31 protein-coding genes are annotated in these 25,431 nt (G+C 68.9%); 30 read left to right on the forward strand and 1 reads right to left on the reverse strand.

The genetic code is table 11. The annotated features are described in order from the left end of the window. Position 1: 1 nt before the first annotated feature. Positions 2-487, reverse strand: a complete 486-nt coding sequence (gene flgN, locus FVA74_RS00325) for a flagellar export chaperone FlgN (RefSeq protein ID WP_147719802.1) — start codon at positions 485-487, stop codon at positions 2-4. 379 nt (positions 488-866) lie between these two features. On the opposite strand from flgN, the gene FVA74_RS00330 reads away from it, so the two are divergent. The 30 genes from FVA74_RS00330 (at position 867) to FVA74_RS00475 (ending at position 25,409) form a co-directional block, all read left to right on the forward strand. Further along, entirely contained in the window at positions 867-1,685 is an 819-nt protein-coding gene (locus tag FVA74_RS00330; protein ID WP_147719803.1) for a sigma-70 family RNA polymerase sigma factor, read from the forward strand. Between the two features lie 85 nt (positions 1,686-1,770). Then, entirely contained in the window at positions 1,771-2,682 is a 912-nt protein-coding gene (locus tag FVA74_RS00335) for a flagellin (protein WP_147719804.1), read from the forward strand. A 121-nt stretch (positions 2,683-2,803) separates the two neighbouring features. Continuing rightward, complete coding sequence (fliD, locus tag FVA74_RS00340; protein ID WP_147719805.1) at positions 2,804-4,126, forward strand: flagellar filament capping protein FliD; 1,323 nt, start codon at positions 2,804-2,806, stop codon at positions 4,124-4,126. Continuing rightward, positions 4,123-4,560, forward strand: coding sequence for a flagellar export chaperone FliS (gene fliS / locus FVA74_RS00345; RefSeq protein ID WP_147719806.1), 438 nt, complete (start codon positions 4,123-4,125; stop codon positions 4,558-4,560). Before fliD ends, fliS begins: the two co-directional genes overlap by 4 nt. Before the next feature lie 8 nt (positions 4,561-4,568). Beyond that, positions 4,569-4,865: a hypothetical protein gene (locus FVA74_RS00350; protein ID WP_147719807.1), complete on the forward strand. Its 297-nt coding sequence runs from the start codon at positions 4,569-4,571 to the stop codon at positions 4,863-4,865. A 218-nt stretch (positions 4,866-5,083) separates the two neighbouring features. Further along, a complete protein-coding gene (locus FVA74_RS00355) occupies positions 5,084-5,425 on the forward strand; it encodes a flagellar basal body protein (protein ID WP_147719808.1) in 342 nt (113 codons plus the stop codon). A 16-nt stretch (positions 5,426-5,441) separates the two neighbouring features. Continuing rightward, positions 5,442-5,834, forward strand: a complete 393-nt coding sequence (locus FVA74_RS00360) for a flagellar basal body rod protein FlgC (protein ID WP_147719809.1) — start codon at positions 5,442-5,444, stop codon at positions 5,832-5,834. After that, entirely contained in the window at positions 5,834-6,178 is a 345-nt protein-coding gene (gene fliE / locus FVA74_RS00365; RefSeq protein ID WP_147722987.1) for a flagellar hook-basal body complex protein FliE, read from the forward strand. Before FVA74_RS00360 ends, fliE begins: the two co-directional genes overlap by 1 nt. Next, positions 6,178-7,776 (forward strand): flagellar basal-body MS-ring/collar protein FliF, encoded by a 1,599-nt coding sequence (gene fliF, locus FVA74_RS00370; RefSeq protein ID WP_147719810.1) that lies wholly within the window; start codon positions 6,178-6,180, stop codon positions 7,774-7,776. Before fliE ends, fliF begins: the two co-directional genes overlap by 1 nt. Beyond that, the gene (fliG, locus tag FVA74_RS00375) at positions 7,773-8,795 is read left to right on the forward strand and encodes a flagellar motor switch protein FliG (protein WP_147719811.1); all 1,023 of its coding nucleotides are present in this window, start codon (positions 7,773-7,775) and stop codon (positions 8,793-8,795) included. The genes fliF and fliG overlap by 4 nt, the downstream gene beginning before the upstream one ends. Continuing rightward, on the forward strand, positions 8,785-9,399 hold the full coding sequence (locus tag FVA74_RS00380; RefSeq protein WP_147719812.1) for a FliH/SctL family protein: 615 nt from the start codon (positions 8,785-8,787) through the stop codon (positions 9,397-9,399). Before fliG ends, FVA74_RS00380 begins: the two co-directional genes overlap by 11 nt. Further along, positions 9,396-10,727 (forward strand): FliI/YscN family ATPase, encoded by a 1,332-nt coding sequence (locus FVA74_RS00385; RefSeq protein ID WP_147719813.1) that lies wholly within the window; start codon positions 9,396-9,398, stop codon positions 10,725-10,727. Before FVA74_RS00380 ends, FVA74_RS00385 begins: the two co-directional genes overlap by 4 nt. Then, positions 10,724-11,158: a flagellar FliJ family protein gene (locus tag FVA74_RS00390; RefSeq protein WP_147719814.1), complete on the forward strand. Its 435-nt coding sequence runs from the start codon at positions 10,724-10,726 to the stop codon at positions 11,156-11,158. Before FVA74_RS00385 ends, FVA74_RS00390 begins: the two co-directional genes overlap by 4 nt. Further along, the gene (locus tag FVA74_RS00395) at positions 11,155-12,657 is read left to right on the forward strand and encodes a flagellar hook-length control protein FliK (protein WP_147719815.1); all 1,503 of its coding nucleotides are present in this window, start codon (positions 11,155-11,157) and stop codon (positions 12,655-12,657) included. The genes FVA74_RS00390 and FVA74_RS00395 overlap by 4 nt, the downstream gene beginning before the upstream one ends. A gap of 29 nt (positions 12,658-12,686) precedes the next feature. Then, the gene (locus FVA74_RS00400) at positions 12,687-13,109 is read left to right on the forward strand and encodes a flagellar hook assembly protein FlgD (RefSeq protein ID WP_147719816.1); all 423 of its coding nucleotides are present in this window, start codon (positions 12,687-12,689) and stop codon (positions 13,107-13,109) included. Between the two features lie 34 nt (positions 13,110-13,143). Continuing rightward, positions 13,144-14,325 carry a flagellar hook protein FlgE gene (locus tag FVA74_RS00405; protein WP_147719817.1) on the forward strand — a complete coding sequence of 394 codons (1,182 nt, stop codon included), beginning with the start codon at positions 13,144-13,146 and terminating at the stop codon, positions 14,323-14,325. Positions 14,326-14,597: 272 nt separating this feature from the next. Continuing rightward, on the forward strand, positions 14,598-14,888 hold the full coding sequence (locus FVA74_RS00410; protein WP_147719818.1) for a flagellar FlbD family protein: 291 nt from the start codon (positions 14,598-14,600) through the stop codon (positions 14,886-14,888). Then, complete coding sequence (locus FVA74_RS00415) at positions 14,888-15,730, forward strand: motility protein A (protein WP_147719819.1); 843 nt, start codon at positions 14,888-14,890, stop codon at positions 15,728-15,730. Before FVA74_RS00410 ends, FVA74_RS00415 begins: the two co-directional genes overlap by 1 nt. Continuing rightward, positions 15,727-16,530, forward strand: a complete 804-nt coding sequence (locus FVA74_RS00420) for a flagellar motor protein MotB (protein ID WP_147719820.1) — start codon at positions 15,727-15,729, stop codon at positions 16,528-16,530. Before FVA74_RS00415 ends, FVA74_RS00420 begins: the two co-directional genes overlap by 4 nt. A 124-nt stretch (positions 16,531-16,654) precedes the next feature. After that, positions 16,655-17,551, forward strand: coding sequence for a flagellar motor switch protein FliM (locus FVA74_RS00425; protein WP_147719821.1), 897 nt, complete (start codon positions 16,655-16,657; stop codon positions 17,549-17,551). A 48-nt stretch (positions 17,552-17,599) separates the two neighbouring features. Beyond that, on the forward strand, positions 17,600-18,307 hold the full coding sequence (fliN, locus tag FVA74_RS00430; protein WP_147719822.1) for a flagellar motor switch protein FliN: 708 nt from the start codon (positions 17,600-17,602) through the stop codon (positions 18,305-18,307). Positions 18,308-18,320: 13 nt separating this feature from the next. Continuing rightward, complete coding sequence (locus tag FVA74_RS00435) at positions 18,321-18,812, forward strand: flagellar biosynthetic protein FliO (protein WP_168220002.1); 492 nt, start codon at positions 18,321-18,323, stop codon at positions 18,810-18,812. A gap of 155 nt (positions 18,813-18,967) precedes the next feature. Then, a complete protein-coding gene (gene fliP, locus FVA74_RS00440; protein ID WP_147722988.1) occupies positions 18,968-19,693 on the forward strand; it encodes a flagellar type III secretion system pore protein FliP in 726 nt (241 codons plus the stop codon). Then, a complete protein-coding gene (gene fliQ / locus FVA74_RS00445; RefSeq protein WP_147719824.1) occupies positions 19,693-19,965 on the forward strand; it encodes a flagellar biosynthesis protein FliQ in 273 nt (90 codons plus the stop codon). The genes fliP and fliQ overlap by 1 nt, the downstream gene beginning before the upstream one ends. Position 19,966: 1 nt before the next feature. Beyond that, the gene (gene fliR, locus FVA74_RS00450) at positions 19,967-20,722 is read left to right on the forward strand and encodes a flagellar biosynthetic protein FliR (RefSeq protein WP_147719825.1); all 756 of its coding nucleotides are present in this window, start codon (positions 19,967-19,969) and stop codon (positions 20,720-20,722) included. Then, positions 20,722-21,852 carry a flagellar biosynthesis protein FlhB gene (locus FVA74_RS00455; protein ID WP_147719826.1) on the forward strand — a complete coding sequence of 377 codons (1,131 nt, stop codon included), beginning with the start codon at positions 20,722-20,724 and terminating at the stop codon, positions 21,850-21,852. The genes fliR and FVA74_RS00455 overlap by 1 nt, the downstream gene beginning before the upstream one ends. Then, positions 21,849-23,897: a flagellar biosynthesis protein FlhA gene (locus tag FVA74_RS00460; RefSeq protein ID WP_147719827.1), complete on the forward strand. Its 2,049-nt coding sequence runs from the start codon at positions 21,849-21,851 to the stop codon at positions 23,895-23,897. Before FVA74_RS00455 ends, FVA74_RS00460 begins: the two co-directional genes overlap by 4 nt. Then, positions 23,872-24,843 (forward strand): hypothetical protein, encoded by a 972-nt coding sequence (locus FVA74_RS00465; RefSeq protein ID WP_147719828.1) that lies wholly within the window; start codon positions 23,872-23,874, stop codon positions 24,841-24,843. The genes FVA74_RS00460 and FVA74_RS00465 overlap by 26 nt, the downstream gene beginning before the upstream one ends. 9 nt (positions 24,844-24,852) lie before the next feature. Further along, positions 24,853-25,113 (forward strand): carbon storage regulator, encoded by a 261-nt coding sequence (locus FVA74_RS00470; RefSeq protein WP_147719829.1) that lies wholly within the window; start codon positions 24,853-24,855, stop codon positions 25,111-25,113. After that, positions 25,110-25,409 (forward strand): rhodanese-like domain-containing protein, encoded by a 300-nt coding sequence (locus FVA74_RS00475; protein ID WP_147719830.1) that lies wholly within the window; start codon positions 25,110-25,112, stop codon positions 25,407-25,409. The genes FVA74_RS00470 and FVA74_RS00475 overlap by 4 nt, the downstream gene beginning before the upstream one ends. Positions 25,410-25,431: the final 22 nt, after the last annotated feature.

The raw sequence follows: 25,431 nt of genomic DNA on the forward strand, positions 1-25,431 counted from the left end.
GTCAGAATCTCTCGTCGATCAGGCGGGCGCTGCCGGTGTCAATGGTCTCGCCGGTGGCGCCGTAGGTTCCCGTGTCTCCGCCAAGGTTCGCAAGGGTCTCCTGCGTTGAGCGCAGTGCGGAGCGCAGGAATTGTTCGTTGATGTCGCGCAACTGGCCGATCTGGGCGGTCAGTTCGCCGAGGGCGGTGAGGTGGTTGGCGAAGATCTCGGCCCAGGGCCCTTCGGCGGGGGCGGCTGCGACGAGGTCGCGGAGCGTGGCATCCGCTGCCGTTCCCCACTGCTCGCCGAGTTCTGCAACCTCGACCGTGCGGGTGAGGCCGAGGGCGCGGAGGCGCTCGAGCACCTGCTCGACCTCGCGCGTGGCATGGGGGAGCCAGCGGGTCTTGCCGGTGGTGAGCAGCAACTGCTCCTCCTCGAGCTTGAAGAGCAGGAGTTCGAGGAGCTCACGCTCGCGCCACAGGGTGGCGGAGACTTCGTTTGCTCCCACGGTGCTCTCCGTTCATCTGGTCTCGGGTGTCGCCACGGTGGACTGTCGGCAGCGGGGCCGTTTCGGTAAGGCGAATCGAGCGGAAATTTCTGTACCCCGGCTGAAGATTCGCCGTACCCCAGTTGTGGGGATGTGCTCCCCCCTAGGGGGGACACGTCGCTAACTGAATAAGCCGAACCTGCTTCCGTGGCCTCGCATTCCCTCCATAGAGTCTCCACTGTCGCTCGGGTCAGGCCCGGGAGACAGCAACCGAGTTCGAGGCGCGCAGGGTCCCGAAGCCCCGCGTCATCCGAGTCTCCTTCCCGGTTGAGACGTGGCCCGTCACCTCGCTTACCCGCGAACGCAAATGCAAGAGATCGAGACAAACGGGGGTACAGCTGTGGACAGAGCCACACGCAACGCACTGGTGGTGGAGAACCTGCCGCTCGTCGGTTACCTCGTCTCCGAGCTGTGCGCCCGCGCCACTCACCTCTCCCGCGACGACCTGGCATCGGCGGGCGCGATCGGCCTCATCACGGCCGCCGAGTCCTTCAAGCCTGAGCTGGGAATCCCCTTCGGCGCCTACGCCCGCAAGCGCATCCTCGGTGCCTTCTCTGACGAGCTGCGCTCCGAGGACTGGGCGAGCCGCGGCACCCGCAAGCGCATCAAGGAGACCCTCGCGGTCGAGGAGAAGCTCACCGCCGCTCTCGGCCGCCGCCCCTCCGCAGACGAGGTCGCCAACGCCCTCGGCGTCACCCGCGACGAGGCGCAGCAGGCGATGGCGGATGCCTCACGCCACGTCACGACGCTCGATGACGTCACCTCTGACCAGCTCGTCGCCGAGACCGTGCTGCCGGAGGAGCAGCTGCTCGAGAACGAGCGCACCGTCTTTGTGCGCTCGGCCGTCGATGTGCTGCCCGAGAAGATGCGCCACATCATCACGGCGATCTACTTCGAGGACCGCACGGTCAAGGAGGTGGCCGAGGAGCTCGGCATCACCCACTCGGCCGTGTCGCAGCAGCGCTCGGAGGCGATCCGCCTCCTGCGCGATGGCATGAACACGCACTTCGCTGATGACGAGAGCGAGCACGAGCCACAGTCGCGCATCTCGGCCGCGAGCCGCAGCGCCTACCTTGCGCGCCTCGCCGACCAGGCCTTCAGTGGCATGTCGCGGGCGGCGTTCCCGGCCCCCCAGCTCCTGAATTCAGAAATCGCCTAACGGATGCCGAGAGGCAGCCGATAGCTAGAGTTACCGGCCCATGGATGGGCCGGCGAACACCACCCACATCACGGAGGAAAACACCATGGGTATGCAGATCAACACCAACGTTGCGGCGCTCAACGCGTACCGCAACCTGTCCAACACGCAGAACGACCTCTCGAAGTCGCTTGAGAAACTCTCCAGTGGCCTCCGGATCAACCGTGCTGCAGACGACGCGGCCGGCCTCGCGATCTCCGAGGGCCTGCGCTCGCAGGTCGGCGGACTCAACGTCGCGGCGCGCAACGCCCAGGACGGCATCTCGGTCATCCAGACCGCGGAAGGCGCCCTGACCGAGGTTCACTCCATCCTGCAGCGCATGCGTGACCTCGCGGTGCAGGCGGGTAACGACTCGAACAACGATGAGTCGCGCACCGCCATCGCGACGGAGGCAACTGCCCTGACCGCCGAGCTCGGTCGCATCTCGGAGTCGACGAACTTCAACGGCCTCGACCTCCTCAAGGGTGGCTCCATGAGCTTCCAGGTCGGCGCCAACGGCGATGCCTCATCGCAGATCAGCGTCAACCTCGCTGACCTGACGACGGCTCTCGCCGGTGTCGTCACGCTGACGGAGGGCACGGCTGGCACGCCTGGTGACCCGGATGCCACGCCGCCTGTGGACCCGACCCCCGGCGCTGCTGGCACGGCCACCATGACGATCGACTTCAACGACGCTGAAGCTGCTGCACTCGCGATCACCGCGCTTGACACGGCCATCACGAACATCTCGACGTCGCGTTCCGAGCTCGGTGCCGTGCAGAACCGCTTCGAGTCGACGATCAACTCGCTCAACGTGTCGGCGGAGAACCTCGCCGCTGCCGAGTCGCGCATCCGCGACACCGACATGGCGTCGGAGATGGTCAACTACACCCGCGCGAACATCCTGTCGCAGGCCGGTACCGCCATGCTCGCGCAGGCGAACCAGTCGAACCAGGGCGTTCTCCAGCTCCTCGGCTAGTCCGAAGAGTAGCTAGACCACACCTGGTGGTGCTCGCGCGCGGAACTGGACCTCTTCGCGCGGGCACCCCAGGTGTCTCTGTATTCGAACCATCCATATGACTTCTTAGAGGGGGAGTGTCATGGGCATCAGCCTTCCGGGCCTCGCCAGCGGGCTCGACAGCGCCTCGCTCATCAAGCAGCTGATGCAGCTTGAGGCGATCCCCCAGACCCTCCTCAAGAACAAGGCGACGGTCACGACCAGCACCGTCACGGTGCTGCAGGCGCTCAACACCCGCATCTCAGACCTCGCCGAGCTGGCAAAGACGACGGGGAAGCCCGAGGCCCTCGACCTGCACACGGCAAGCAGCAGTTCCGAGTCGGTCACCGCGACGGTCGGCAAGGGCGCCGGGGCAGGGTCGCTCGACATCGTGGTCGAATCGCTTGCCACCAAGCAGACATCCGTTTCGCAGGCTATGACAGCCTGGACGGGCGACCTGACCATCGACGGCGCGAACGGCCCCGTGACGGTCACGGGTGACTCGATCGATTCCCTTCTCACGGCCATCAACAACTCCGAGGCCGGGGTGACGGCCATGAAGGTCTCCGCAGGCAAGGACGAGTTCGGCGAGAACCAGTACCGCCTTCAGTTGACCTCGGCCGAGACCGGCGCGGCGTCCGCCTTCACTGTCACGGGCCTGACCACGACCGAGACGAGCGAGGCGAAGGATGCCTCGGTGAAGCTGTGGGCAGGCACCGCCGCCGAGCAGACCGTCACCTCCTCGAGCAACACCTTCGACGACCTCCTCCCGGGTGTCGCCGTGACGGTGAGCAAGGCATCCGCCGACCCCGTCACCCTCACGGTCGCCCGCGACACGGAGGGCGCCACGAAGGTCGCCGAGGACTTCATCACGAAGCTCACCGAGGTCTTCAGCTTCATCGACTCGCGCAGCAAGGTCACCACGACGACCGACGCGAGCGGCAACCCCAAGACCGAGGGCGGCATCTTCCAGGGCGACAGCACCGTGCGCGCCGCCAAGCAGTCGCTCATGACCGCCATCTCGATGCCCATCAACGGCCACTCGCCGTCGGAGATCGGCATCAGCGTCACCAAGACCGGCACGATCGAGTTCGACGCCGAGAAGTTCGCCGCCGCCCTCACCGAGGACCCCACCAAGGTCGAGTCGGCCCTCGCGGGACTTGCGACGCGGGTCGCGGATGCCGCGGGCATCCAGTCCGACAAGTACGACGGCGTGCTCACCAGCAGGATCAAGGGCCAGGAATCCCTCGCCCGCAACCTCAACGACCAGGTCGCCGAATGGGATAACCGTCTCGCCAAGCGCCAGTCCACCCTCGAGCGCACCTACGCCGCCCTCGAGGTGCGCATGAGCGCCCTCAACTCGCAGTCCTCATGGCTCAGCTCCCAGATCGCCTCCCTCCCGACGTATGAAGGCAGCAAGAAATGACGATGTACGGAATCGACGCCCGCCGTGCCGACTACGCACGCGAAGCCATCCTCAACGCCTCACCCGCTCGCCTGCTCACGATGCTCTACGACCGGCTCATCCTCGACCTGCAGCGGGCCGAGATCGCGCAGGACATCGAAGACTGGGAGTCGGCGTCGACCCACCTGCTGCACGCGCAGGACATCCTCGCGGAGCTCACCTCCTCGCTCAAGGTCGACGAGTGGGACGGTGCCGAAGGACTCCTCGGCGTGTACACCTTCGCGACGAAGGCGCTCGTCTTCGCCAACATCCACCGCGACGTCGAGAGCACGCGCGTGTGCATCACCCTGCTTGAGCCGCTGCGTCAGACCTGGCACGAGGCGGCCGCGCAGGCGCCAACCGCCGCGGCCCCGCCCGTCGAGCGCAGCCTCGGCGGCACCCTCGGGGTCGCGTGAGCATGGCAATGCCCGACACGAGCTTCGACGCGTGGGTCGCCGCGCTCGACGAGCTTGAGCGCGAGCTCGAGTGGGCCGACGATGTCGTCAGCGGGCGCGGCGCCCAGTGGACGCCGCCGCAGGGCCTCGGCCGGATGCCGGCCGAACTCGTCGACCGGGCCACCCGCATCCTCGATGCGCAGCGGAACCTCATGACGCGGCTCGACGAGGAACGCCAGGACGTGGGGCGGCACATTGCCGCGCTGCGGAGTGTGCCGGCGGTGACGGATGCCGCGGCATCCGTCTATCTCGACGTCGCGGGCTGACTCCCGCACCAACGATGCGTCTGAGAGTGCGCGATGCGGCCCCAGGAACGGCAGCGACGAGCACAACGGAACGCATCGATGGGATTGGCGTCAGACCAATAACTGAAAAGCACCTAACGGCTGCGGCACCGGTGCCGATAGCTGAACAAGAGCAGGGATCGCTCGCACCCCAGGCCATGGATCGGCCGGAACCACACCATCCATGAAACGGGACGACAGTGTTCGAATCTGTGACCTCGCTCGCCCTCGGCAGCGCGCTCGACGGACTCTCGCAGCGCCAGCGAGTCATCGCCAACAACATCGCGAACGTCAACACCCCCGGCTACAAGGCCCAGCGGGTGCTCTTCGAGGATGCCCTCGCCAAGTCGGTGCGCGAGGGTGATGGCGCCGTCGCCGCGACCGTGGCCGACTCGCTCGAGCCCACCCGCCTGGATGGCAACAACGTCAACCTCGACACCGAGACGCTCTCCAACGTCGACACCCTCCTGCGCTACCAGTTCGCCGCACGCGCGGTCGAGGGGCAGTTCACGAGCGTCCGCGCCGCCCTGAGAACGAACTAGCACAGGGGACGAACTGATGACCTTCGACGCAATCGGCATCGCCGGCACGGGACTCACGCTCCACCGCAAGTGGCTCGACGCCGTCTCCGACAACCTCGCCAACGTCAACACGGTGCGCGGCACCGACGACGAGGCCTTCCGCGCTCGCTACGTCGTCGCCCAGGCGGGCGAGGGCACGACGGGTGTCTACGTGCAGGGTGCCGCCTACGGCGACGCCGAGGGCCGCGTGGTCTACGAACCCGACCACCCCCTCGCCGACGAGGCCGGCTACGTGCGCTACCCCGAGATCGACATGGCCAGCCAGATGGGCCAGCTCATCATGGCCCAGCGTGGCTACCAGGCGAGCGCAGCCGTCGTCGACCGCGCGAAAGAGGCCTACCAGGCCGCAATCCAGATCGGACGTGCATGATGGCCATCCCCGCGATTCCCGCCCTTGGCGGCAGTGGCGCGTTCAGCGTCGGCGAGCACGACCTCTCGATCCGTGGCGCGCTCGCCGCGACATCCGGCGTCGGCTCCGTCCAGTCGACGGATGGCGCAGCCTTCGGCGCCTCGCTCGCGGGTGCGATCGACGGCCTGCAGTCGCTCCAGTCGACCTCGAACGAGCTCGCGATCCAGGCTGTGACGGGTGACCTCAACGACATCCACGACGCCACGATCGCGTCGACCCGTGCCGCCGTCACGCTCGAGCTCATCGCGGCCGTGCGCAACAAGGGCGTCGACGCCTTCAACGAGATCATGAGGATGCAGGCCTAATGCCCACCCAGGTCACCTCCGCCCTCAAGCGGCTCGTCGCGAGCATCCGCGAGTTCACGATCGCGCAGCGCACGCTCGCCCTCCTCGGCGTCGCCGTGCTGGTGCTCGGTGCGGCCGGTCTCGGGCTGTGGCTCAGCAAGCCCTCCTACACCCCCCTCTATTCGGGCCTCGCGGCGGGCGACGCCAGCACGATCGTGGAGCAGCTCCGCGCCGACAATGTGCCCTACGAGCTCACGGCGGGTGGCGCCACCATCCTCGTGCCCGAGGAGCACGTCTACGACCAGCGCCTCAAGGCGGCCTCGGCCGGCCTGCCCTCCTCGAGCACGGGCGGCTACTCGCTCCTCGACGACATGGGCGTGACCTCCTCGGAGTTCCAGCAGTCCGTCACCTACAAGCGCGCCCTCGAGGGCGAGCTCGCATCGACGGTCGCCGCCCTCGATGGCGTGCGCACCGCATCCGTTCGCCTCGCGATTCCCGAGGAGACCGTCTTCGTGGCCCAGAAGGCATCGCCGACCGCCTCCGTCTTCATCGAGACCGAGCGCGGCGTGAGCATCAGCAGCGACCAGGTCGAGGCCATCGTGCACCTCACCTCAGCCTCGATCGAGGGCATGAAGGCCACGGATGTCGCGGTCATCGACGCCGCCGGAACCGTGCTGTCTGCCGTGGGCGTCGGCGCGGCCGGTTCCACGTCGAAGCAGGCGAGCGACCACGAGGTGCGCGTGCAGGGTGCCGTGCAGGCCATGCTCGACCGCGTCGTCGGCCCCGGCAACGCGAGTGTCGTCGTGGCAGCGGACGTGAGCTACGAGTCCGCGGAACGCCTCGAGGAGTCGTACTCGGCACCCGAGGAGGTGCCCGCGCTCAACGAGCAGATCGACCGCGAGACCTACACGGGCAGCGGCGACGGCACCCTCCAGGGCGGCGTGCTCGGCCCCGACAACATCGCCGTGCCGGGCGGTGGCGGGGAGGGCGCCTACGAGAGCGAGTCGACCAACCGCAACAACGCCGTCAACAAGGTGACCGAGTCGCGCACGATCCCGGCCGGTTCCATCACCCGCCAGACCGTCTCGGTCGCCGTCAATGAGGGCGCCATCGGCGGCCTCACGGTGCCCGCAATCCGCGAGCTCGTCGCGGCTGCCGCCGGCGTCAACGTCGAGCGCGGCGACAACGTCGCGGTCGAGGTCGTGCCCTTCAACGCGACGGGAGCCGCGGCCGCCGCCGAGGCCCTCGCTGCCGCCGAGGCCGCCGCGACCGCCGACCGCTGGATGGCCCTCGCGACCGTCGCGGTGATCGTCGCGGGCATCGCCCTCCCGATCGTCATCGGACTCGTCATGCTCTCCCGCAACCGCCGCCGGGCGCGCGAGGCGGGCGAGCTCAAGCAGCTCTCCGACATCCTCGACGGCACGACCGTGCCCATGCAGCTGCAGATGCCGACGGAGCCTGTCGCCCCCATCGCCGCCCCGACCGCCCCTGCCGGCCTCCCGAGCGGGGACGAGGAATCCGCACGCCGCCGCGCCGAGATCGAGGCGCTCGCCGCCGCCGACCCGAAGCGCACCGCAGAGTACCTGCGCGGGCTCATGGATGACGTGAGGGCGCCATGACCGACGTGCAGGCGCCCGGGCTGACCGGCACCCAGAAGGTCGCCGTCGTGCTCATGAACCTTGAGCACAACCGCGCCGCCGAGGTACTCAAGCAGTTCACCGAGACTGAGGCAGAAGAGATCGTCGCCGAGATCGTGCGAATGAAGCGCGTCGACGCGATGGTCGCCGATCGGGCCCTCACCGAGTTCCACGAGGTCGCGACGCGCGGCACCGCCAATGCGCGCGGAGGCCGTGACATCGCGGTCGGCCTGCTCGAGGCATCCTTCGGCGCAGAGCGCGCCGCCGGAGTCATGAACCGCGTCGCATCCTCCATGGCGGGCAAGGCATTCGAGTTCATCGAGGCGGTCGAGCCAGGGCAGATCATCACGCTGCTCGAGGGCGAACTGCCCCAGACTGTCGCCCTGGTGCTCGCGCACCTGCGCCCGGAGCAGGCATCCGCCATCCTCTCGGGCCTCGACGACGACGTGCGCACCGAAGTGGCTCACTGCATCGCGACCATGAGCAGCGCGACCCCAGAGGCCGTGCGCGTCGTCGCCGACACCCTCAAGTCTCGCGCCGGCGCGGTCGTATCGACGCGTGACGCAGTCGAGATCGTCGGCGGCGTGCAACCACTCGTCGACATCATCAACCGCTCGAGTGTCGCGACCGAGAAGGCGCTGCTCGACGCCCTCGACGAGCGTGACCCCGAACTCGCGGAAGAGGTGCGCTCGCGCATGCTCACCTTCGCCGACATCGTCAAGCTCGAGAAGCGCGACGTGCAGCAGGTGCTGCGCGGCATTGACGCCGCCGTGCTCGCAATCGCCATGAAGGGCAGTCCCGAGACGGTCGTCGAGGTCATCCGCTCCAACCTGTCGGAGCGCAACCGGGAGATCCTCGACGACGAGACGAAGGCCCTCGGGCCGCTGCGGCTCTCGCAGGTCGAGGAGGCGCGTTCGCAGATCGTGCGCGCCATCCGCGACCTCGAGTCGGAGGGCGTCATCACGGTGCAGCGCGCCGAGGAGGAAGACTATGTCTACTGAGACCGCCTTCTCGCCGCTCAGCTTCCCCGCCCTCGGCAGCAGCACGCCAGGACTCGTCGAGGCGCAGGCGCGCACGCGCGGCCACGCCTCCGGCTACGCCGCCGGAATGCGCGCGGCGGAGGAGACCCTGCAGGCGCAGCGCGAGCACGCCGCCGCCGAGCACGCCGCTCTCATGGACGCGACCCGCAAGCGAGCGGATGCGCTCACGGCACTCCTCAGCGCGGCGGTCGAGTCTGTGAACCAGCACGTCGCCCCGGTGCTCGCGGAGGCGCAGGCCGCGATCGCGGTGGCATCCGTCGACCTCGCCGAGGCGATCATCGGCGTCGAGCTCGCCGACGGTCCGAGCAGCGCTCGCGCCGCCCTCACGCGCGCGCTGAGCGACGTCGACCCGGCGGCCGTGCTCAGGGTGCGGATGCACCCAGACACCCTCTCGGCGCTCGAGAGCCTCGACCCGGCACGGCTTCCCGAGCACATCACCTTCGTCGCAGACCCGGCACTCGCCCCCGGCGATGCCGTTGCCGAATTGCCCGACGGCCACGTCGACGCACGCATCGGCGCCGCGGTCGCCCGCGCGCGCGCCGCCCTCCTGGACGGACCAGCATGAGCGCCGCCGCACCCGCCGTGCTCGGCGCGCGCCTGGCTGAGGCCGTGCGGGCGGGCCGCCCGCAGCGCGTCGGCCGGGTCGCATCCGTCGTCGGCCTCGGCCTCGAGGTCATCGGCGTCGACTGTGCCGTCGGCGACCTCGTGAGCATCGGCGAGCACTCGCCCGTCGAAGCCGAGGTCATCGCGACGACCCGCGACGGCGTGCGCTGCATGCCGCTCGGCCGCCTCACGGGAGTGCAGCCGGGCGCCGCCGCCAGGCCGAAGGGCCGCCCCATGCTCGTGCCCGTCGGCCGCGGCCTCCTCGGCCGGGTCATCAATGGCCTCGGCCGCCCCATCGACGGCAAGGGACCGATTGACGCGAGCGAGTGGGTCCCCCTCCACAACGAGACCCCGCCCGCCATGCAGCGGGCCCGCATCGACACCCCGCTCTCGCTCGGCGTGCGCGTGCTCGACACGCTCACGACGGCGGGCCGCGGCCAGCGGCTCGGCCTCTTCGCCGGCTCGGGCGTCGGCAAGTCGTCGCTGCTCTCCATGATCGCCCGCGGCACCGAGGCCGAGGTCAGCGTCATCGCCCTCGTGGGGGAGCGCGGCCGCGAGGTGCGGGAGTTCCTCGAAGACGACCTCGGCGAGGAGGGCCTTGCCCGCTCCATCGTCGTCGTGTCGACCTCCGACGAGCCCGCCCTCATGCGGCTCCGCGCGGCCTTCGTCGCGACCCGCATCGCGGAGGGCTTCCGCGAACACGGCGCCGACGTCACGCTGATGATGGACTCCCTCACCCGCGTCGCCATGGCGCAGCGCGAGATCGGGCTCTCCGTCGGCGAGCCACCGGCAACTCGCGGCTACCCGCCATCGACCTTCTCCCTGCTCGCCCAGCTGCTCGAGCGTGCCGGCACCGCGGCATCCGGGTCAGTCACCGGCATCTACACCGTGCTCGTCGACGGCGACGACCACAACGAGCCCATCGCAGACGCCGCCCGGTCGATCCTCGACGGGCACGTCGTGCTCGACCGCAAGCTCGCGATCAACGGGCACTTCCCGAGCGTCGACGCGCTCGGCTCCGTCTCCCGCGTCGCGAGCCGCGTGACGACGGATGCCGGTGCGAAAGCCGCGACGACACTCCGCCGGGTGCTCTCTGCGCGTCGCTCCGCGCAGGACCTGCTCGACGTCGGCGCCTACCAGCGCGGCAGCAACCCGCTCGTCGACGCTGCCGTCGACCACGAGGCATCCATCAACGCCTTCCTGCAGCAGTCGATGGGCGAACGCGCCACCGCCGAGGAGTCATGGCAGCGCCTCGAGCGCCTCGTCGCGGGCCTGGGGGTGAGCGCATGAGCAAGGGATTCTCGCTCGCCGGCCTCCTGAGGCTGCGACACCTGCAGCAGGAACTGGCCGCAGGCGAGCTCTCGAGTGCCCGCGGACGCCTCGACGAGAACTCGCTCGGCATCGAGCGCGCCCGCATCGCCCTCGGCGCCACGAGCACCGACGTCACCAGCACGGCCGTGCTCTACGCGGTCGCGGCGGGGCGCGCATCCCTGCGCAGCACCCTCTCCGACCTCACGGCCCTCGATGGCCAACTGCAGGGCGATGCGGATGCCGCGGCCGCCGCCTTCGCGCAGGCCCGCGCCCAGACGATCGGGCTCGAGAAGCTCGAGCAGAAGCACGCCGAGCGGGTCGCCGCGGCGGAACTGAAGGCAGAGCAGGACGCCCTCGATGAGCTCGCCTCGACCGCGTGGCACCGCGACACGGAAGGAACCGAGTCATGAGCATGCTGAACCTCCTCGCCGGCGGGATCACGCGGGGCGCGACATCCGCCCCGGGCTTCTCGAGCGCGACTGACGCCGAGGGCTTCGGCGCCGCCATGCGCGGCGCGCTCGCCGACGTCGACCGTGAGTGGCCAAACTCTGGGCTTCCAGAGGCTCCGGATGGCCAGACTTTGGCCACTCACGAGGCCGTGGGTGACGCCGTGGATGATTCTGGCGATCTTGGCGGCTCAGCGCTCGTGACCAGTGTTTCGCCTGGTGAGTTGCCCACCTTGGTGCCTTCTGCGATCGGTCAAGTGCAGGATGGCGCGACTGGCGCAGACACGGCCGGGACGCTCGCAGCGGGTGTCGCGGGCGAAAGTGCTGGCCTGAGTGGCGATGACGTGGACTCGGGCGCGGGAGCTGCGGGTGGCGTGCAAGCCGGTGGCGATCGTGCCGGCAGCGACGGCGGAGTGACCGGGGCCGCATTGCCCACCGCGCCGGGCCACGAACGGGGCAATCTCGGTGCTGCTCGCAGTGAGGGCGCTGTCGCGGGCGGCGGCACCGGCGAGGACGAGGGTGCCGCTGGTGTTGCACCCGCCTCGACCTCGGCGTCCGCCGCAGTGGATGGCGGGCACTCCGCTGCTTCCACGATCGCCGGGGGTATGGCCGGCTCCGCCGCCGACACTTTCCCGGCGGAGACCGCGCGAGTCATCGGTTCTTCCGCCAGCTCGATCGGCCTGCGAGGTCTCGCGAAAGCGGGTGACATCGCAGCGGGCGATGTCTGGCAGTCCGTGCCCGCGGTACCCGTCCGGCACTCCGCGGCGTCAGTCGTAGCACCCGCTGCTGCGACAGACTCCACCACCCCTGCCGCCGCATCCGTCATCGCCGAGCCTGCACAAAACGGCCCTGAAGCCGCGAATACGGACGCTTTGCGCAGTCTCACGCGACTCGACGGGGCTGGAGCGGCCGTCGCGCCCGGCGCTGCGACATCCGTCAGCCAGTCGGGACCGGCGACGGCCCCGGCCCTCGCGCCCACGCCCGTGCCCCAGGACTTCTCAGCACAGCTCGCCAAGCCGATCGCCCACATCCGCAGTGCGGGCGCGGGCGAGCACGTCATCACCGTCAACGTGACCCCCGAGAACCTCGGCCCCGTCACGGTGCGCGCCCACCTCGGCGCCGACGGGATGCGCATCGAACTGCTCGCACCGAGCGAGGCCGGGCGCGAAGCACTCAAGGCGATCCTCGGCGACCTGCGCCGCGACCTCGCCGGACTCGGCGTCGCAACCTCCTCGCTCAGCACCGGCGGGCAGTCGGCGCAGGCCGGCAACGCCACCCTGAACCTCGGCGACAGCCAGGGCCAGATGCAGGGCGGGCAGGCCCACGGCGGTCGCGACGGGCAGCCCGCCGCTGCGCGCAACCCGGGCGCCGCCGCCGGCAACCACGGGGATGCTGTGGCGTCCGAGACAACCCACGACCGCGGCATCCGCGGTCTCGCCACCGGCATCGACGTGCTGGCCTGAGGCTCCGGACCCGAGAAAGAAGGAACAGTATGGCAATCGAACCCGCCGCGGCCGTCACGGCGACGAGCATGTACACCGCCAACGCCGCCACGCGCGCGCCCAAGCAGACGATGGACAGCGAGGTGTTCCTCTCGCTCCTCGTCACGCAGTTGCGCAACCAGGACCCCAGCTCGCCCATGGACACCAACCAGATGATCAGCCAGACCACCCAGCTGGCATCCATGGAGCAGCTCACGACCCTCACGACCCTCAACGAGGAGAACTTCTCGCTGCAGATGCGCATCGCCGCGTCCGCCCTCGTCGGCAAGGAGGTCAGCTACGAGAAGGACGGCAAGACCGTCAAGGGCGTCGCCGACTCGGTCTCCTTCGTTCACTCCGTTCCCACCGTCTCGATCGGCGGGGTCGATGTCGACCTCGACGCAATCTCCGGCGTGACCACGCGCGCCGCCTGAACATCACGAACCCACCACTGAAAGGTCAACCACCATGCTTCGCTCGCTCTACTCCGGCATCTCGGGCCTCCGCTCGCACCAGACCATGCTCGACGTGACCGGCAACAACATCGCCAACGTCAACACGACCGCGTTCAAGTCGTCGGCAACCCAGTTCCAGGACACGCTCTCGCAGCTCACGCAGGGCGCCGCGGGCCCGCAGGCAGAGCAGGGCGGCACCAACCCGGCCCAGATCGGCCTCGGCGTGCGCGTCGCCGGAATCTCCACCAACTTCGCGCAGGGATCCGCACAGGCCACCGGCCGCTCGACCGACATGATGATCTCGGGCGACGGCTTCTTCGTGACCCGCTCCGGCGGCGACACCCTCTACACGCGCGCCGGCAACTTCGACATCGACCCCCAGGGTCGCCTCGTCACGCCCGACGGCTCCATCGTGCAGGGCTGGACGGCGCAGAACGGCGTCGTGCAGGACGGCGGCGCAATCGGCAACATCACGCTGCCCCTCGACAGCGTCTCGCCCGCCACCCGCACGAGCAGCGCAACCTTCGGCGGCAACCTGCCCTCCGAGGCCGAAGTAGACACGACGCTCGTGCGCGACACCCAGGTCTTCGACGCCAACGGCCAGGCGACCACCCTGACCTTCACCTTCACGCGTACGGGCACCGGTTGGGATGTCTCCACCGACGGCGGCACCACGACGCTCAGCTCCCTCGCGTTCGCCGCCGACGGAACACTGACGAGCGGCGGCTCCTTCGCGGTCGGTACCGCACCCGACGACATCCAGGTGGACATGACGCAGCTGACCGGCTTCGCGGGCCTGACCACGGCATCCGTCACCAACCAGGACGGACGCAAGGCAGGAACGCTGCAGTCGTTCACCCTCTCGGCCGACGGCACGCTCGTGGGCTCGTTCAGCAACGGTGCATCCGAGGCCATCGGCCGCATCGCGCTCGCGAACTTCGCCAACCCGGGCGGCCTCGAGAAGGCCGGCAACTCGTCCTACCGCGCGACCTTCAACTCGGGCAACCCCGAGCTGGGCACCGCCGGCAACGGCGCGCTCGGCAAGCTCACGGCCGGCGCGCTCGAGATGTCGAACGTCGACCTCTCGCAGGAGTTCACGAACCTCATCGTCGCGCAGCGCGGATTCCAGGCGAACGCCCGCATCATCACGACCTCCGACGAGGTGCTGCAGGAACTCACCAACCTCAAGCGCTGACCCCTCGTGGCGGCGGGCCTCGCATCCGCCGTCTTTCGGAAATTCAGGAGACTGTGCCGTTCCTCCCCAACGGGAGGGGCGGCACAGTTGCTTTGGGCGCGCGGTTCCTGAATTTCCGACAGGGCCAAACACGGATGCCCCCGTGCGGGACTGCGCGCCGCATCCGCGCCGGCACAGGACGATCCGCACCTAACGGATGCGCGGCCCCGGCCGACAGTGTCCTGTGCATGCCCAGGATGGGCAGCTGAGTACGAGACCTATGGATGGGCCCGATGATTGTCGTCACGCGTTTGAACGATCGCCAATTCGCGATCAACCCTGATCTCATCGAGCGCATCCACGCGAGCCCCGATACGACCCTCGTCATGGTCGACGGCGCCAAGTACATCGTCACCGAGTCGATGACCGAGGTCATCGAGCGCATCGCCCTCTACCGGGCCCGCGTCATCGGCCTCGCCCACTCGAGCTCGGCAGACCGCTCGTCCGCTCCTCACCTCGGCATCGTGACGGATGCCGGCGACGACGAGACCGTCGCGCACATCTCCGGCCCGAGGAAGATCTGATGGATCTCGCAACCATCATCGGAATCGGACTCGCGTTCGGGTCACTGTATGCCATGATCACGCTCGAGGGCGCCCACGTGAGCTCCCTCCTGCTGCCGGCGCCCATGATCCTCGTGTTCTTCGCGACGATCGCGATCGGCGTCGCCGGTGGCACGATCAAGGATGCGATCAACTCCTTCAAGGAGGTGCCCGCAGCGTTCAAGGGCGGCGCAACCTTCAAGCCGCAGGAGGTCATCGACCAGGTCGTCGGCCTCGCGGAGAAGGCCCGCAGCGAGGGCCTCCTCGCCCTCGAGCAGGAGGCCGAGCAGATCAAGGACCCGTTCCTGAAGGGTGCCCTGCAGAACATTGCCGACGGAACGGACGGCGAGGAACTGCGCATCATGCTCGAGGACGAGATGGAGTCCCGCGCGAGCACCCGTCGCACGGCGGCCAAGTTCTTCGGCGCCCTCGGCGGCTACGCCCCAACGGTCGGCATCATCGGAACCGTCGTCTCGCTGACCCACGTGCTCGAGAACCTCTCGCAGCCCGACGAGCTCGGCCACATGATCGCGGCGGCCTTCGTGGCCACCCTCTGGGGCCTGCTGTCGGCGAACTTCATCTGGCTGCCGATCGGCACCCGCATCCGTCGCCTCAACGAGATCGACCAGGAGCGCATGACGCTGCTGATGGAGGGGGTGCTGGCCGTGCAGGCGGGCAGCCAGCCGCGACTGCTGGGCGAGCGGCTCAAGGCCATGGTGCCGGCGGATTCGCTCAGGGGCGCGAAGTCGAAGGATGCCAAGGGTGACGCGGGCAAGAAGGCGAAGTCGCCCAAGACTGCGAAGGCCGACAAGGCCGCCGCATGAGCATGCCGCGCCGCCGCAAGAAGCACGTCGAGGCTGAGCATGAGGGCCCCGACGAGCGCTGGATGGCGTCGTACATGGACATGGTCACGGTGCTCATGTGCCTCTTCATCGTGCTCTTCGCGATGTCGGCGGTCGACCAGGAGAAGTTCAACGCCCTCAAGAACTCGCTCGCGACGGGCTTCGGCCAGGAGGAGACCGAAGACACGGATGTCTCGACCGGCGTCGTCGTGCCCGCCGAACTCGTCTCGGAGGAGGGTGAGGGCTTCACCGACATCCAGTTGGCACTCGAGGAGGTCGAGGAGCTGGAGGAGTTGCGCGCGCAGATCCACAGCAACCTTCAGGCGAGCGGCCTCCAGGACACGGTCTCGTTCACGATCGACGAGCGCGGCCTGACGGTGCGCCTGGTCGGTTCCGAGACTTTCTTCGACACCAACCGCACCGAGCTCGCCCCCACGGCGGTCGGCGTGCTCAACGCGACCGGCCCTGCCATCGCGAAGAGCCGCTACAGCGTCTCCGTTGAGGGACACGCGGATGCCCGGCCCTCCGTCGCACCCTTCCCCACCAACTGGGAGCTCGCCTCGGGCCGGGCCACGACGGTGCTGCGGTACCTCGTCGAGGCGACGGGCGTTCCGGCGCAGCGCATCGGGGCGGTCGGTTTCGGCGCGGCGCGGCCGCTCGTGCCCGAGACGTCACCCGAGGGGCAGGCGACGAACCGCCGGGTCGACATCGTCGTGCTCTCGGCGCTGCCGGAGGCGGTGCGCTCGCTCATTCCGTCCATCGTCGCGGAGGGCGCCGGATGACACGCTAGGCCGGGCCCGCGCACTCTTGTGCGTCGCGCGTAGGAAAAGGAGTGCGCGTCGCACACAATCGTGCGCGCGCTGAGGGCTGCTAACCGTTCCATGCTGCCTGCCGATAGTGCTCGTTGTGACGGTCCAGAAACACGATGGCGCGAGCGTATCCTCGCGCACCCAGGGCGCGGTCGAGGTCTACGACTTCCGCCGCCCCACGACGCTCGTGCGCGAACACTCGCGCGTGCTGGAGCTCGCCTTCGAGACCTTCGCCCGCCAGTGGGGCACGCAACTCACCGCGAAGGTGCGCGTCTTCTCGCAGGTCACCTGCACGCAGGTGCTCATGTTCACCTACGACGAGTACGCGGCGTCCCTGCCGTCGACGACGGCCATGGTGCTCGTGACGGTCGAGGGCATGACGCCTCGCGCGGTCATCCAGTACCCGACATCCGCTGCCCTCACCTGGGTGAGCTGCATGCTGGGCGGTCGCGGCACGGTCGTGACCGAGGAGCGCCAGTTCACCCAGATCGAGCGTGAGCTGGTCGGCCGCCTCATGGATGACGCGCTCGAGGACCTTCGCTACTCGCTCGGTTCGCTGCTCGTACGCCGCATCGCGGTCGGCGGCTTCCAGTACAACTCGCAGTTCGCGCAGGCCGCCGCGACGACGGACCTCATGATCGTCGCGAACTTCACGATCAAGGTCGGCGAGTCGGTCTCTGCCGCGACGGTCGCGATCCCGGCCGAGGTGCTGCTGCCGCAGCTCGGCGAGGCCAACCCCACGGGCTCGGTCGAGGATGCGCCGCGCATCATGCGCGAGCAGGTCGTCTCGACCCCCGTGTCGGTCTCGCTCCGCCTCGAGCCGGCCATGGTGCGGCCGTCGGCCGTGCTCAACCTCGCGGTGGGAGACATCCTGCCGATTCCGCATCCCAAGCATCGCCCGCTCGAGGTCGCCGTCGAGGGCACCCCGCTCGCGCGCGCGGCCGTCGGGGCCAACGGTTCACGCCTCGCGTGTGTCGTCGTCGGCACCGACTGAGCCGCCCACCCTTTCGACTTCTTCACCACCACCGCCGGAGAGAACATCATGGCCACCACGACACCCACCCTCCAGTCCGCCGCAGCCGACGCACTCGTGCAGCACCTGCCGACGACCGGCATCCTCGTTCCGTCGATGCTGCCGAGCGGCGTCTCCGCTGCATCACGCGCATCGTCGGCGTTGATGGCGTCGTTCGTCGGCGAGCACGCGGCCGACCTTGCCCTCGTGCTGCTCGACGCGCAGTCCCTCCAGGAGGCTGCCGGGAGTGACACGGTCGTCTCGAGCGGCGACGTCGTGCGTCCCGCGCTCGACGCCGCCGCCGAGGTGCTCGGCAGCGGCGTGCTCGGCGACGTGTCGGAGTCGGATGCCTCTGCCCTCTTCTCCGACCGCACCAGCACGGTCTTCGAGCTCACCGCCGACGGTGTCGCGGTCGGATGGTTCGCGATCCGCATCCGCGAGGGCGGGGCGGTAGTTGGCGCGACCCGCAAGTCCAGCGAGGAGGTCGTCGGAAAGCTCGGGCGCATCAACAACGTCGAGATGGCGCTCACGGTCGAGATCGGCCGCACGCGCATGTCGGTGCGCGACGTGCTGGGCCTCGAGCCCGGCGCCGTCATCGAGCTCGACCGTTCCGCCGGCGCTCCCGCCGACATCCTGCTCAACGGCCGCCTGATCGCGCACGGCGAGATCGTCGTGATCGACCAGGACTACGCCGTGCGCATCACCACGATCCTCGACGTCGCCGACGGCCTCAGCTGACATGGATGCCCTCATGATCGGGCTCCGAGTGCTCGTGAGCCTGGGTGCCGTGCTCGCGCTGCTGTGGTGGCTGCACCGTCGGCTCACCGCGGGCCCGCGGGCCCGCGCCGCGTCGCCCGTCTCGGTCGTCGCCAAGCAGGGCATCGGGGCGAAGGCATCCATCGTCGTCATCGACGTCGAGGGCAGCAGGCTCGTGCTCGGGGTGACCGAGCAGTCGGTCAGCGTGCTGCAGTCAGGTGAGACGCCCGCGCCAGCCGAGGAATTCGCCAAGTCGATGGATGCCGCGACCTCGGGCGGCCCCGCGCCGATCGAGCTCTTCGGGCGGCCGACGTTCGGGTCTGCACTGGCCGAGACATTCACGCCAGCTCAGTTTGCCCGTCGGGCGGGGTTCGGTTTCTTCAACCCGACTTCGCAGGCTCAGTCGGCGCTGGGGTCGCGCGATCGCTGGCGCGATCGCCTTAGCTCCACCGCGCAGGCCGCGACGACCCTCAGGCGAGCACGGTGAGAGCAGTTCGTGGGTTGAGTAAGCCCGCCAGGGTTGTATCGAAACCTGGCAGCGAGGGTTTCGATTCACTCGCTGGCGCTCGTCACTCAACCCGCGCTGCCGTTCTGCGCGCGGTCGCGCTCGGTCTCGTTGCGACGGCGGGCCTCGCCGTCGCGATGAATCTCGGGGCGCAGCCGGCCTACGCGGCCCCCGAGATCAACCCCTTCGATGAGGGCACGCCGGGGGTCTCGGTCGAGATCAACGGCCCCAACGGCACCCCGTCGTCGTCGATCGTCACGCTCCTCGGCATCACCCTGCTGTCGGTCGCCCCCGCGATCCTGCTCATGATGACGTCGTTCACGAAGATCTTCGTCGTGCTCGCGATGACGCGGAACGCGCTCTCGCTGCCGAGCATACCGCCCAACCAGGTGCTTGCCGGCCTCGCGCTCTTCCTCAGCCTCTTCATCATGGCGCCAGTGGTCGGCGAGATGAACGAGGTCGGCGTGCAGCCCTACCTCGCGGGGACCATGACGTTCGGGCAGGCGCTTGAGGCGGCGTCCGAACCCCTCCGGGCGTTCATGCTGTCGTTCACCCGCGAGGAGGACCTCGCCCTCATGACCCGCGCCGCGGGGCTCGAGAACCCGGAGGACCCGTCGACCGTCGAGCTGACGACGCTCATCCCCGCCTTCATGATCTCGGAGCTTCGGGCGGCCTTCATCATCGGCTTCGTCATCTTCGTGCCGTTCCTCGTGATCGACCTCGTGGTTGCGGCAGCCCTCATGTCGATGGGCATGATGATGCTCCCACCCGTCATGATCTCGCTGCCCTTCAAGATCCTGCTCTTCGTGTTGGTCGACGGCTGGGGCCTCATCATCACCTCCCTCATCGAGAGTTACCGCTGATGGATGCCGGCGCAGTCCTCGATATCGCAATGCAGGGCCTCTTCGTGGCGGCGAAGCTCGCGGCCCCCATCCTCGTGACGGCACTCGTGGTCGGCTTCGCGATCTCCCTGCTGCAGTCGATCACGCAGATCCAGGAGGTCACCCTCTCCTTCGTGCCCAAGGCCGCGGCGGTCGGCGTCGCGCTCCTTGTGACAGGCCACTGGATGATCAGCGAGATCATCGGCTTCACCCACCGCATCTTCGACATGATCCCGGCGCTCCTCGGCGGATGACATGGTGATGTTGGAACTCGCGTGGCTGGAGGCGGTCATGCTGGCCGCTGTGCGGATGACGGCCTTCATCGTCATCGCGCCGCCCTTCTCCTACCGCGCGTTCCCGGCTCGCGTGAAGGCCATGCTCGCGGTCGGCCTGGCGCTCGCCGTGTCGCCGCGCGTCACTGCCGACTACGTCTCGCTGGATGACGCGGCCTTCTTCGGCGCGCTCGTGCAGGAGATCATCACCGGGGCGCTGCTCGGATTCCTCGTCTTCGTGATCTTTTCCGCCGTGCAGTCGGCGGGAAGCCTCATCGACATGTTCGGTGGCTTCCAGATGGCGCAGGCCTACGACCCCGGCTCGATGGTCAACGGTGCGCAGTTCTCGCGGCTCTTCCACATGTCGGCGCTCGCGCTCATGATGAGCTCGGGCGCACACCTGCTCATTCTCTCCGGCCTCACACGCTCCTTCACCGCCCTTCCCATCGGCGGCGCGATCGACCTCGCGTCCTCGGCCGAGTCGATCGTCCTCGCGGTCTCGGAGATGTTCCTTGCGGCCGTGCAAATCGCCGGCCCCCTCCTCGTCGTGCTGTTCCTCGCCGACGTCGGGCTGGGGCTCCTCACGCGAGTCGCACCCGCCCTCAACGCCTTTGCCCTCGGCTTCCCCCTCAAGATCTTCCTCACGCTCACCCTCGCGGTCGTCGTCTTCGCGGCGCTGCCGGGGGTCGTGGCATCCCTCACCGACGATGCCGTCGACACGCTCATGGGGGTGAGGTAATGGCCGAGGAACCCACAGGCGAGCGCACAGAACAAGCGACAGAGAAGCGCATGAAGGAGGTGCGCGAGAAGGGCCAGCTCTCCAAGTCGCAGGACCTCACGGCGTGGCTCGGCATCGGCGCGGCAGCCATCATGATCCCCGCGACGCTTGCGCTCGGCTCAACTGCCGCGACGGAGCAGATGTTCGCGGTCGCTCGGGTCGCGAGTTCGGCTGACCCCCTCGCGGCGGTCGACGCGCTCTGGGCAGGGATGGGCTCCGTCATGACGACCCTCGCGCCCATGCTAGTTGCCGTGCTCGTGGCGGTCGTGGTCGGCGCCGTCGCGCAGGGCGGCGTGCACCTCAAGAAGTTCAAGCCGAAGATGGAACAGTTCGACCTCGTCAAGGGCGTCAAGCGCACCTTCGGCACCCAGGCGTTGTGGCAGGGCGCCAAGGCCCTCATGAAGACGGTCGTCGTCGGCCTCGTGCTCTACTTCGTCATCCAGAACCTCATGCCCGTGCTCATGGCATCCGGTGGCAACTCCGTGCACGCCGTGCTCGAGGCCGCCGCCGGGGGTGTCGCCGCCATGCTGCAGTTCGCGATCGTGGCGGGCCTCGCGCTCGCCTTCGCCGACGTCTTCGTGGTCATGAAGCGCAACATGAAGAAGACGCGCATGACCAAGAAAGAGGTCAAGGATGAGCACAAGAACTCCGACGGCGACCCGCTCATCAAGGGTCAGCGCCGTGCACGCCAGCTCGCCATGAGCCGCAACCGCATGATCGCTGCCATTGGTGATGCCGACGTCGTGCTCGTCAACCCCACTCACGTCGCTGTCGCGCTCAAGTACGAGCCGGGCAGATCTGCGCCCCGGGTCGTCGCGAAAGGGGCAGGCAATATCGCTGCGCGCATCCGTGAGGAAGCCGACAAGAAGGGCGTGCCCATGGTGCGCGATGTTCCCCTCGCCCGTGCGCTCCATGAGGCGTGCGAGCTCGGCCAGGAGATCCCGGTCGACCACTATGACGCGGTCGCCCGTGTGCTCGCCTTCGTCATGGCGCTGAAGAAGCGCGGCGCTGCCGCGGGCGTGCACAGCATGACGGCGCTCGCGGGCGCCCCCACCCGCAACACCCTCACCGCCGCGAAAGGCCTCGCATGAAACAGACACTGAAGATGCTCGCCGTGCCGATCGGCGTGGTCGGCATCATCCTGCTCCTCGTGGTGCCCGTGCCGGCGGGGCTGCTCGACATGCTGCTCATCGTGAGCATCCTCTTCGCCCTCGTGATCCTGCTCACGAGCATGTTCGTCAAGAAGCCGCTCGACTTCTCGGTCTTCCCCTCGCTCCTGCTGGTGGCGACGCTCTTCCGACTCGGCCTCAACGTGGCATCCACGCGCCTCGTGCTCGGTGACGGCTACGCCGGCCAGGTCATCGAGGCCTTCGGGCATGTCGCCGTCGGCGGCTCGCTCATCATCGGCGCGGTCGTCTTCCTCATCCTCGTCGTCATCCAGTTCGTCGTCGTCACGAAGGGTGCCGAGCGCGTCGCCGAGGTCGGCGCCCGCTTCACCCTCGACGCCATGCCGGGCAAGCAGATGGCGATCGACGCCGACCTCAATGCGGGACTCATCACGGATGTCGAGGCACGCGAACGCCGGGCATCCGTCGCGGCAGAGGCCGACTTCTACGGCGCGATGGACGGTGCCTCGAAGTTCGTCAAGGGTGACGCCATCGCCGGCATCGTCATCATCATCATCAACGTCATCGGCGGTATCGCCATCGGCATGGTGCAGCGCGGCATGGAGATCGGCGAGGCCGTCGAGACCTACACGCTCCTGACAATCGGTGACGGGCTCGTCACCCAGATCCCCGCCCTCCTCATGGCGGTCGCGACCGGCATGATCGTGACGCGGGCCAACGCTGAGTCCGACATGGGGTCCACGGCTTCGCAGCAGCTCACGCAGTCGACGCCGGCACTGCGCATCGCCGGCGGCGCGGCCATCATCATGGGGATCATCCCGGGGATGCCGATCCTCCCGTTCGCGATCGTCGGCGTCACGCTCATCATCGCGGCCCAGCGGATCAAGGCCTCCGAAAGGGCCCAAGCGCTCGCTGAGGAACAGGCCGCCCTCGCGCCGGACGCGCCCAGGCCGGAGACCCCGGAGGAACTCATCGAGCAGATGCGGGTGCACGCGCTCGAGATCCTGCTCGCGCCCGACCTCGTCGACCTCGTGACGGGCTCGTCCGACGACCTCCTCGCCCGTGTGCGTGCGCTCCGCCGCAAGATCGCCTTCGACCTCGGCGTCGTCGTGCCGCCCGTCCGCACGCGCGACAGCGTCGAGCTGCCCTCGGGCACCTACGTCATCCGCATCGCGGGCGTCGAGGCGGGCCGGGGCATCGCGCCGCGCGGCCGCGTGCTCGCCCTCGGCGACAACCTCGACTCGCTGCCCGGCACCGCCACCGTTGAACCTGTCTTCGGGCTCGCCGGCAAGTGGGTGCCCGCCGAGATGCGCCACAGCGCCGAACTTGCGGGCGCGACCGTGATCGACCGTGTCTCGGTGCTCGTCACGCACCTCTCCTCCCTCGTCACAGGCAATGCGGCCCGCCTCCTCACTCGCGAGGACGTGCGCGTGCTCACGGAGGGTGTCAAGGGCGTCAACCCCTCCGCAGTCGACGAGCTCGTGCCCGCGCTCCTCAGCCTTGCCGAGGTGCAGCGCGTGCTGCAGGGCCTCCTCTCGGAGCAGGTCGCGATCAACGACCTCCCCCGCATCTATGAGGCCCTCTCGCTGCGGGCCAAGGTCTCGACCGACCCGGAAGCGCTCATCGAGGCCGCCCGCCTCGCGCTTGGTCCCGCCCTCGTGAGCCGTCACCTCGACGGCGCGCTGCTCCGGGTGATCATGATCGACCCCGTGCTCGAGCAGTCCATGCTCGAGAGCATGCGCCCCTCCGAGCTTGGCACCCAGCTGCTGCTCGACCAGAACGCGATCGAAAACATCCTGGGCTCCCTCAAGGACACGGTCGCGCGGCTCGAGGCCGCCGGCAACTCGGCCGTGCTGGTGTGCGCGCCGGCCATCCGTCCCGCCGTGCGTCGCCTCGTCTCCGCCCAGTCGAACGGCCTCCCCGTGCTCTCCTACCAGGAGGTCACGACCGCCAATGTCGACATCGAGACGGTGGGGGTGATCCGTGTCTCCGCGCAGATTCCGGCTTGATGGCGCCTCGCTCGCCGAGCTGCGGCAGCGCGTCACCGAGGAGCACGGCCCGGACGCGCGCATCATCGCGGCAGAGCAGATCACGACGGGGGGCGTCGGCGGCTTCTTCGCGAGCCGTCGCTTCCAGGTCACGGTCGAGGTTCCCGACGGTCCCACGCCAGCCGCCGACGCCCACGACCTCTCCAGCCGCCTGACTGGGATCGCCGCACTCCTGGAAGAAGCGGATGCCGCGGAGAGCGCCCTCAGCGCCCCGCCCGTCGGCACGGTGCTGCGTGACGACCCGTTCCGGTCCCGTGCCGCGACGGCTGCAGCATCGCTGCCGGCGTCCGCTGCCGCTCCGGCTGCCGCTCCTGAACCCGAGCTCGTCTCCACCTCGACCCGCAGCTTCGCCGAGGTCCTGGAAGACCTCCAGGCGGTGACGGAGCACGAGCATCCGCCGCTCCCCGGAATGGTCACGTCGCGCAGCAGCGGGATCATCGCACCCACGCCACCCCTCGCCGACGGTGCGGGAGACCTCGTCGCCGTCATCGGCCTGCCCGCCGACGCGCTCGCGGTCGCCAGGGCCATGTCCTTCACCGTGCAGGCCGAGGTCGTCGTGAGCGGGGCGGCCCTCGCGGAGGGGCTCGAGCGGCTCGACACGCGCCGTGACGCCATCACGGTGCGCGCACGGGCCGTGCAGCGGGAGCGCATCGTCGTTGCCGCACACGGCATGAGTTCCCACGAGCCGACACCGGCGCAGGCGCAGGCGCTCGCCGACCTCAAGCCCGACCAGGTCTGGGTTGCCGTCGACGCCGGACGCAAGCACGAAGACACCGCCCGCTGGGTCAAGGCTGTCGGCGCGGTCGTCACCATCAACGCCGTCGCGGCCATCGGACGGGACGGCACGAGCACCCCCGACACCGTGCGAGAGCTGGGTATGCCCGTGAGCTGGGCCTACGACGGTTAGGCTGGAACAATGCTGGTCTTGACGCGCAAACCCGGTGAGAAGGTGCTCATCGGCGACGACATCGTCATCACCATCATCGAGAACCGCGGCGACGGCATCCGCATCGGCATCGACGCACCCCGCGGCATCTCCATCCAGAGGGCTGAAATCGTGCAGGCCGTGAGCGACGCCAACGTCGAAGCCACCCACGCTGCGGCCGACGCCGAAGAGCGCCTCAAGGCCGCCCTCGGCATCGTCACGCCGCCGCCCAAGGAGGAAGCCACGCCGTGAGAGAAGCAGACGTCACCGAGGTTGCCGCAGCCGAGTCGCCCGTCGTGATCGATGTGCGGGAGCCCGACGAATACCGGGCGCTCCGGGCATCCGGAGTCATCCACATCCCCATGGGTGAGGTCGTCGAACGTCTCGATGAGATCCCCACAGACGACACCGTCTATGTCATCTGCGCGTCGGGCGGGCGCAGCGCCCGCGTCGCCGAGTACCTCGAGGCGCAGGGCATCGACGCCGTCAACGTCGCAGGCGGCACCAACGCCTGGGCGCAGGCCGGGCTCCCCGTCGAGCGCGACTAAAGCCGCCCGACCCGTCCCGCCC

Source organism: Salinibacterium sp. dk2585, assembly GCF_008001035.1.
Lineage (GTDB): Bacteria > Actinomycetota > Actinomycetes > Actinomycetales > Microbacteriaceae > Homoserinimonas.

Bases quoted from the DNA above. Each gene is read 5' to 3' on its own strand.
- FVA74_RS00335 (WP_147719804.1), top strand. From the start codon at position 1,771: ATGGGTATGCAGATCAACACCAACGTTGCGGCGCTCAACGCGTACCGC.
- fliD (WP_147719805.1), top strand. From the start codon at position 2,804: ATGGGCATCAGCCTTCCGGGCCTCGCCAGCGGGCTCGACAGCGCCTCG.
- fliS (WP_147719806.1), top strand. From the start codon at position 4,123: ATGACGATGTACGGAATCGACGCCCGCCGTGCCGACTACGCACGCGAA.
- FVA74_RS00350 (WP_147719807.1), top strand. From the start codon at position 4,569: ATGCCCGACACGAGCTTCGACGCGTGGGTCGCCGCGCTCGACGAGCTT.
- FVA74_RS00360 (WP_147719809.1), top strand. From the start codon at position 5,442: ATGACCTTCGACGCAATCGGCATCGCCGGCACGGGACTCACGCTCCAC.
- fliE (WP_147722987.1), top strand. From the start codon at position 5,834: ATGGCCATCCCCGCGATTCCCGCCCTTGGCGGCAGTGGCGCGTTCAGC.
- fliF (WP_147719810.1), top strand. From the start codon at position 6,178: ATGCCCACCCAGGTCACCTCCGCCCTCAAGCGGCTCGTCGCGAGCATC.
- fliG (WP_147719811.1), top strand. From the start codon at position 7,773: ATGACCGACGTGCAGGCGCCCGGGCTGACCGGCACCCAGAAGGTCGCC.
- FVA74_RS00380 (WP_147719812.1), top strand. From the start codon at position 8,785: ATGTCTACTGAGACCGCCTTCTCGCCGCTCAGCTTCCCCGCCCTCGGC.
- FVA74_RS00385 (WP_147719813.1), top strand. From the start codon at position 9,396: ATGAGCGCCGCCGCACCCGCCGTGCTCGGCGCGCGCCTGGCTGAGGCC.
- FVA74_RS00390 (WP_147719814.1), top strand. From the start codon at position 10,724: ATGAGCAAGGGATTCTCGCTCGCCGGCCTCCTGAGGCTGCGACACCTG.
- FVA74_RS00395 (WP_147719815.1), top strand. From the start codon at position 11,155: ATGAGCATGCTGAACCTCCTCGCCGGCGGGATCACGCGGGGCGCGACA.
- FVA74_RS00400 (WP_147719816.1), top strand. From the start codon at position 12,687: ATGGCAATCGAACCCGCCGCGGCCGTCACGGCGACGAGCATGTACACC.
- FVA74_RS00405 (WP_147719817.1), top strand. From the start codon at position 13,144: ATGCTTCGCTCGCTCTACTCCGGCATCTCGGGCCTCCGCTCGCACCAG.
- FVA74_RS00410 (WP_147719818.1), top strand. From the start codon at position 14,598: ATGATTGTCGTCACGCGTTTGAACGATCGCCAATTCGCGATCAACCCT.
- FVA74_RS00415 (WP_147719819.1), top strand. From the start codon at position 14,888: ATGGATCTCGCAACCATCATCGGAATCGGACTCGCGTTCGGGTCACTG.
- FVA74_RS00420 (WP_147719820.1), top strand. From the start codon at position 15,727: ATGAGCATGCCGCGCCGCCGCAAGAAGCACGTCGAGGCTGAGCATGAG.
- fliN (WP_147719822.1), top strand. From the start codon at position 17,600: ATGGCCACCACGACACCCACCCTCCAGTCCGCCGCAGCCGACGCACTC.
- FVA74_RS00435 (WP_168220002.1), top strand. From the start codon at position 18,321: ATGATCGGGCTCCGAGTGCTCGTGAGCCTGGGTGCCGTGCTCGCGCTG.
- fliP (WP_147722988.1), top strand. From the start codon at position 18,968: ATGAATCTCGGGGCGCAGCCGGCCTACGCGGCCCCCGAGATCAACCCC.
- fliQ (WP_147719824.1), top strand. From the start codon at position 19,693: ATGGATGCCGGCGCAGTCCTCGATATCGCAATGCAGGGCCTCTTCGTG.
- fliR (WP_147719825.1), top strand. From the start codon at position 19,967: ATGGTGATGTTGGAACTCGCGTGGCTGGAGGCGGTCATGCTGGCCGCT.
- FVA74_RS00455 (WP_147719826.1), top strand. From the start codon at position 20,722: ATGGCCGAGGAACCCACAGGCGAGCGCACAGAACAAGCGACAGAGAAG.
- FVA74_RS00460 (WP_147719827.1), top strand. From the start codon at position 21,849: ATGAAACAGACACTGAAGATGCTCGCCGTGCCGATCGGCGTGGTCGGC.
- FVA74_RS00470 (WP_147719829.1), top strand. From the start codon at position 24,853: ATGCTGGTCTTGACGCGCAAACCCGGTGAGAAGGTGCTCATCGGCGAC.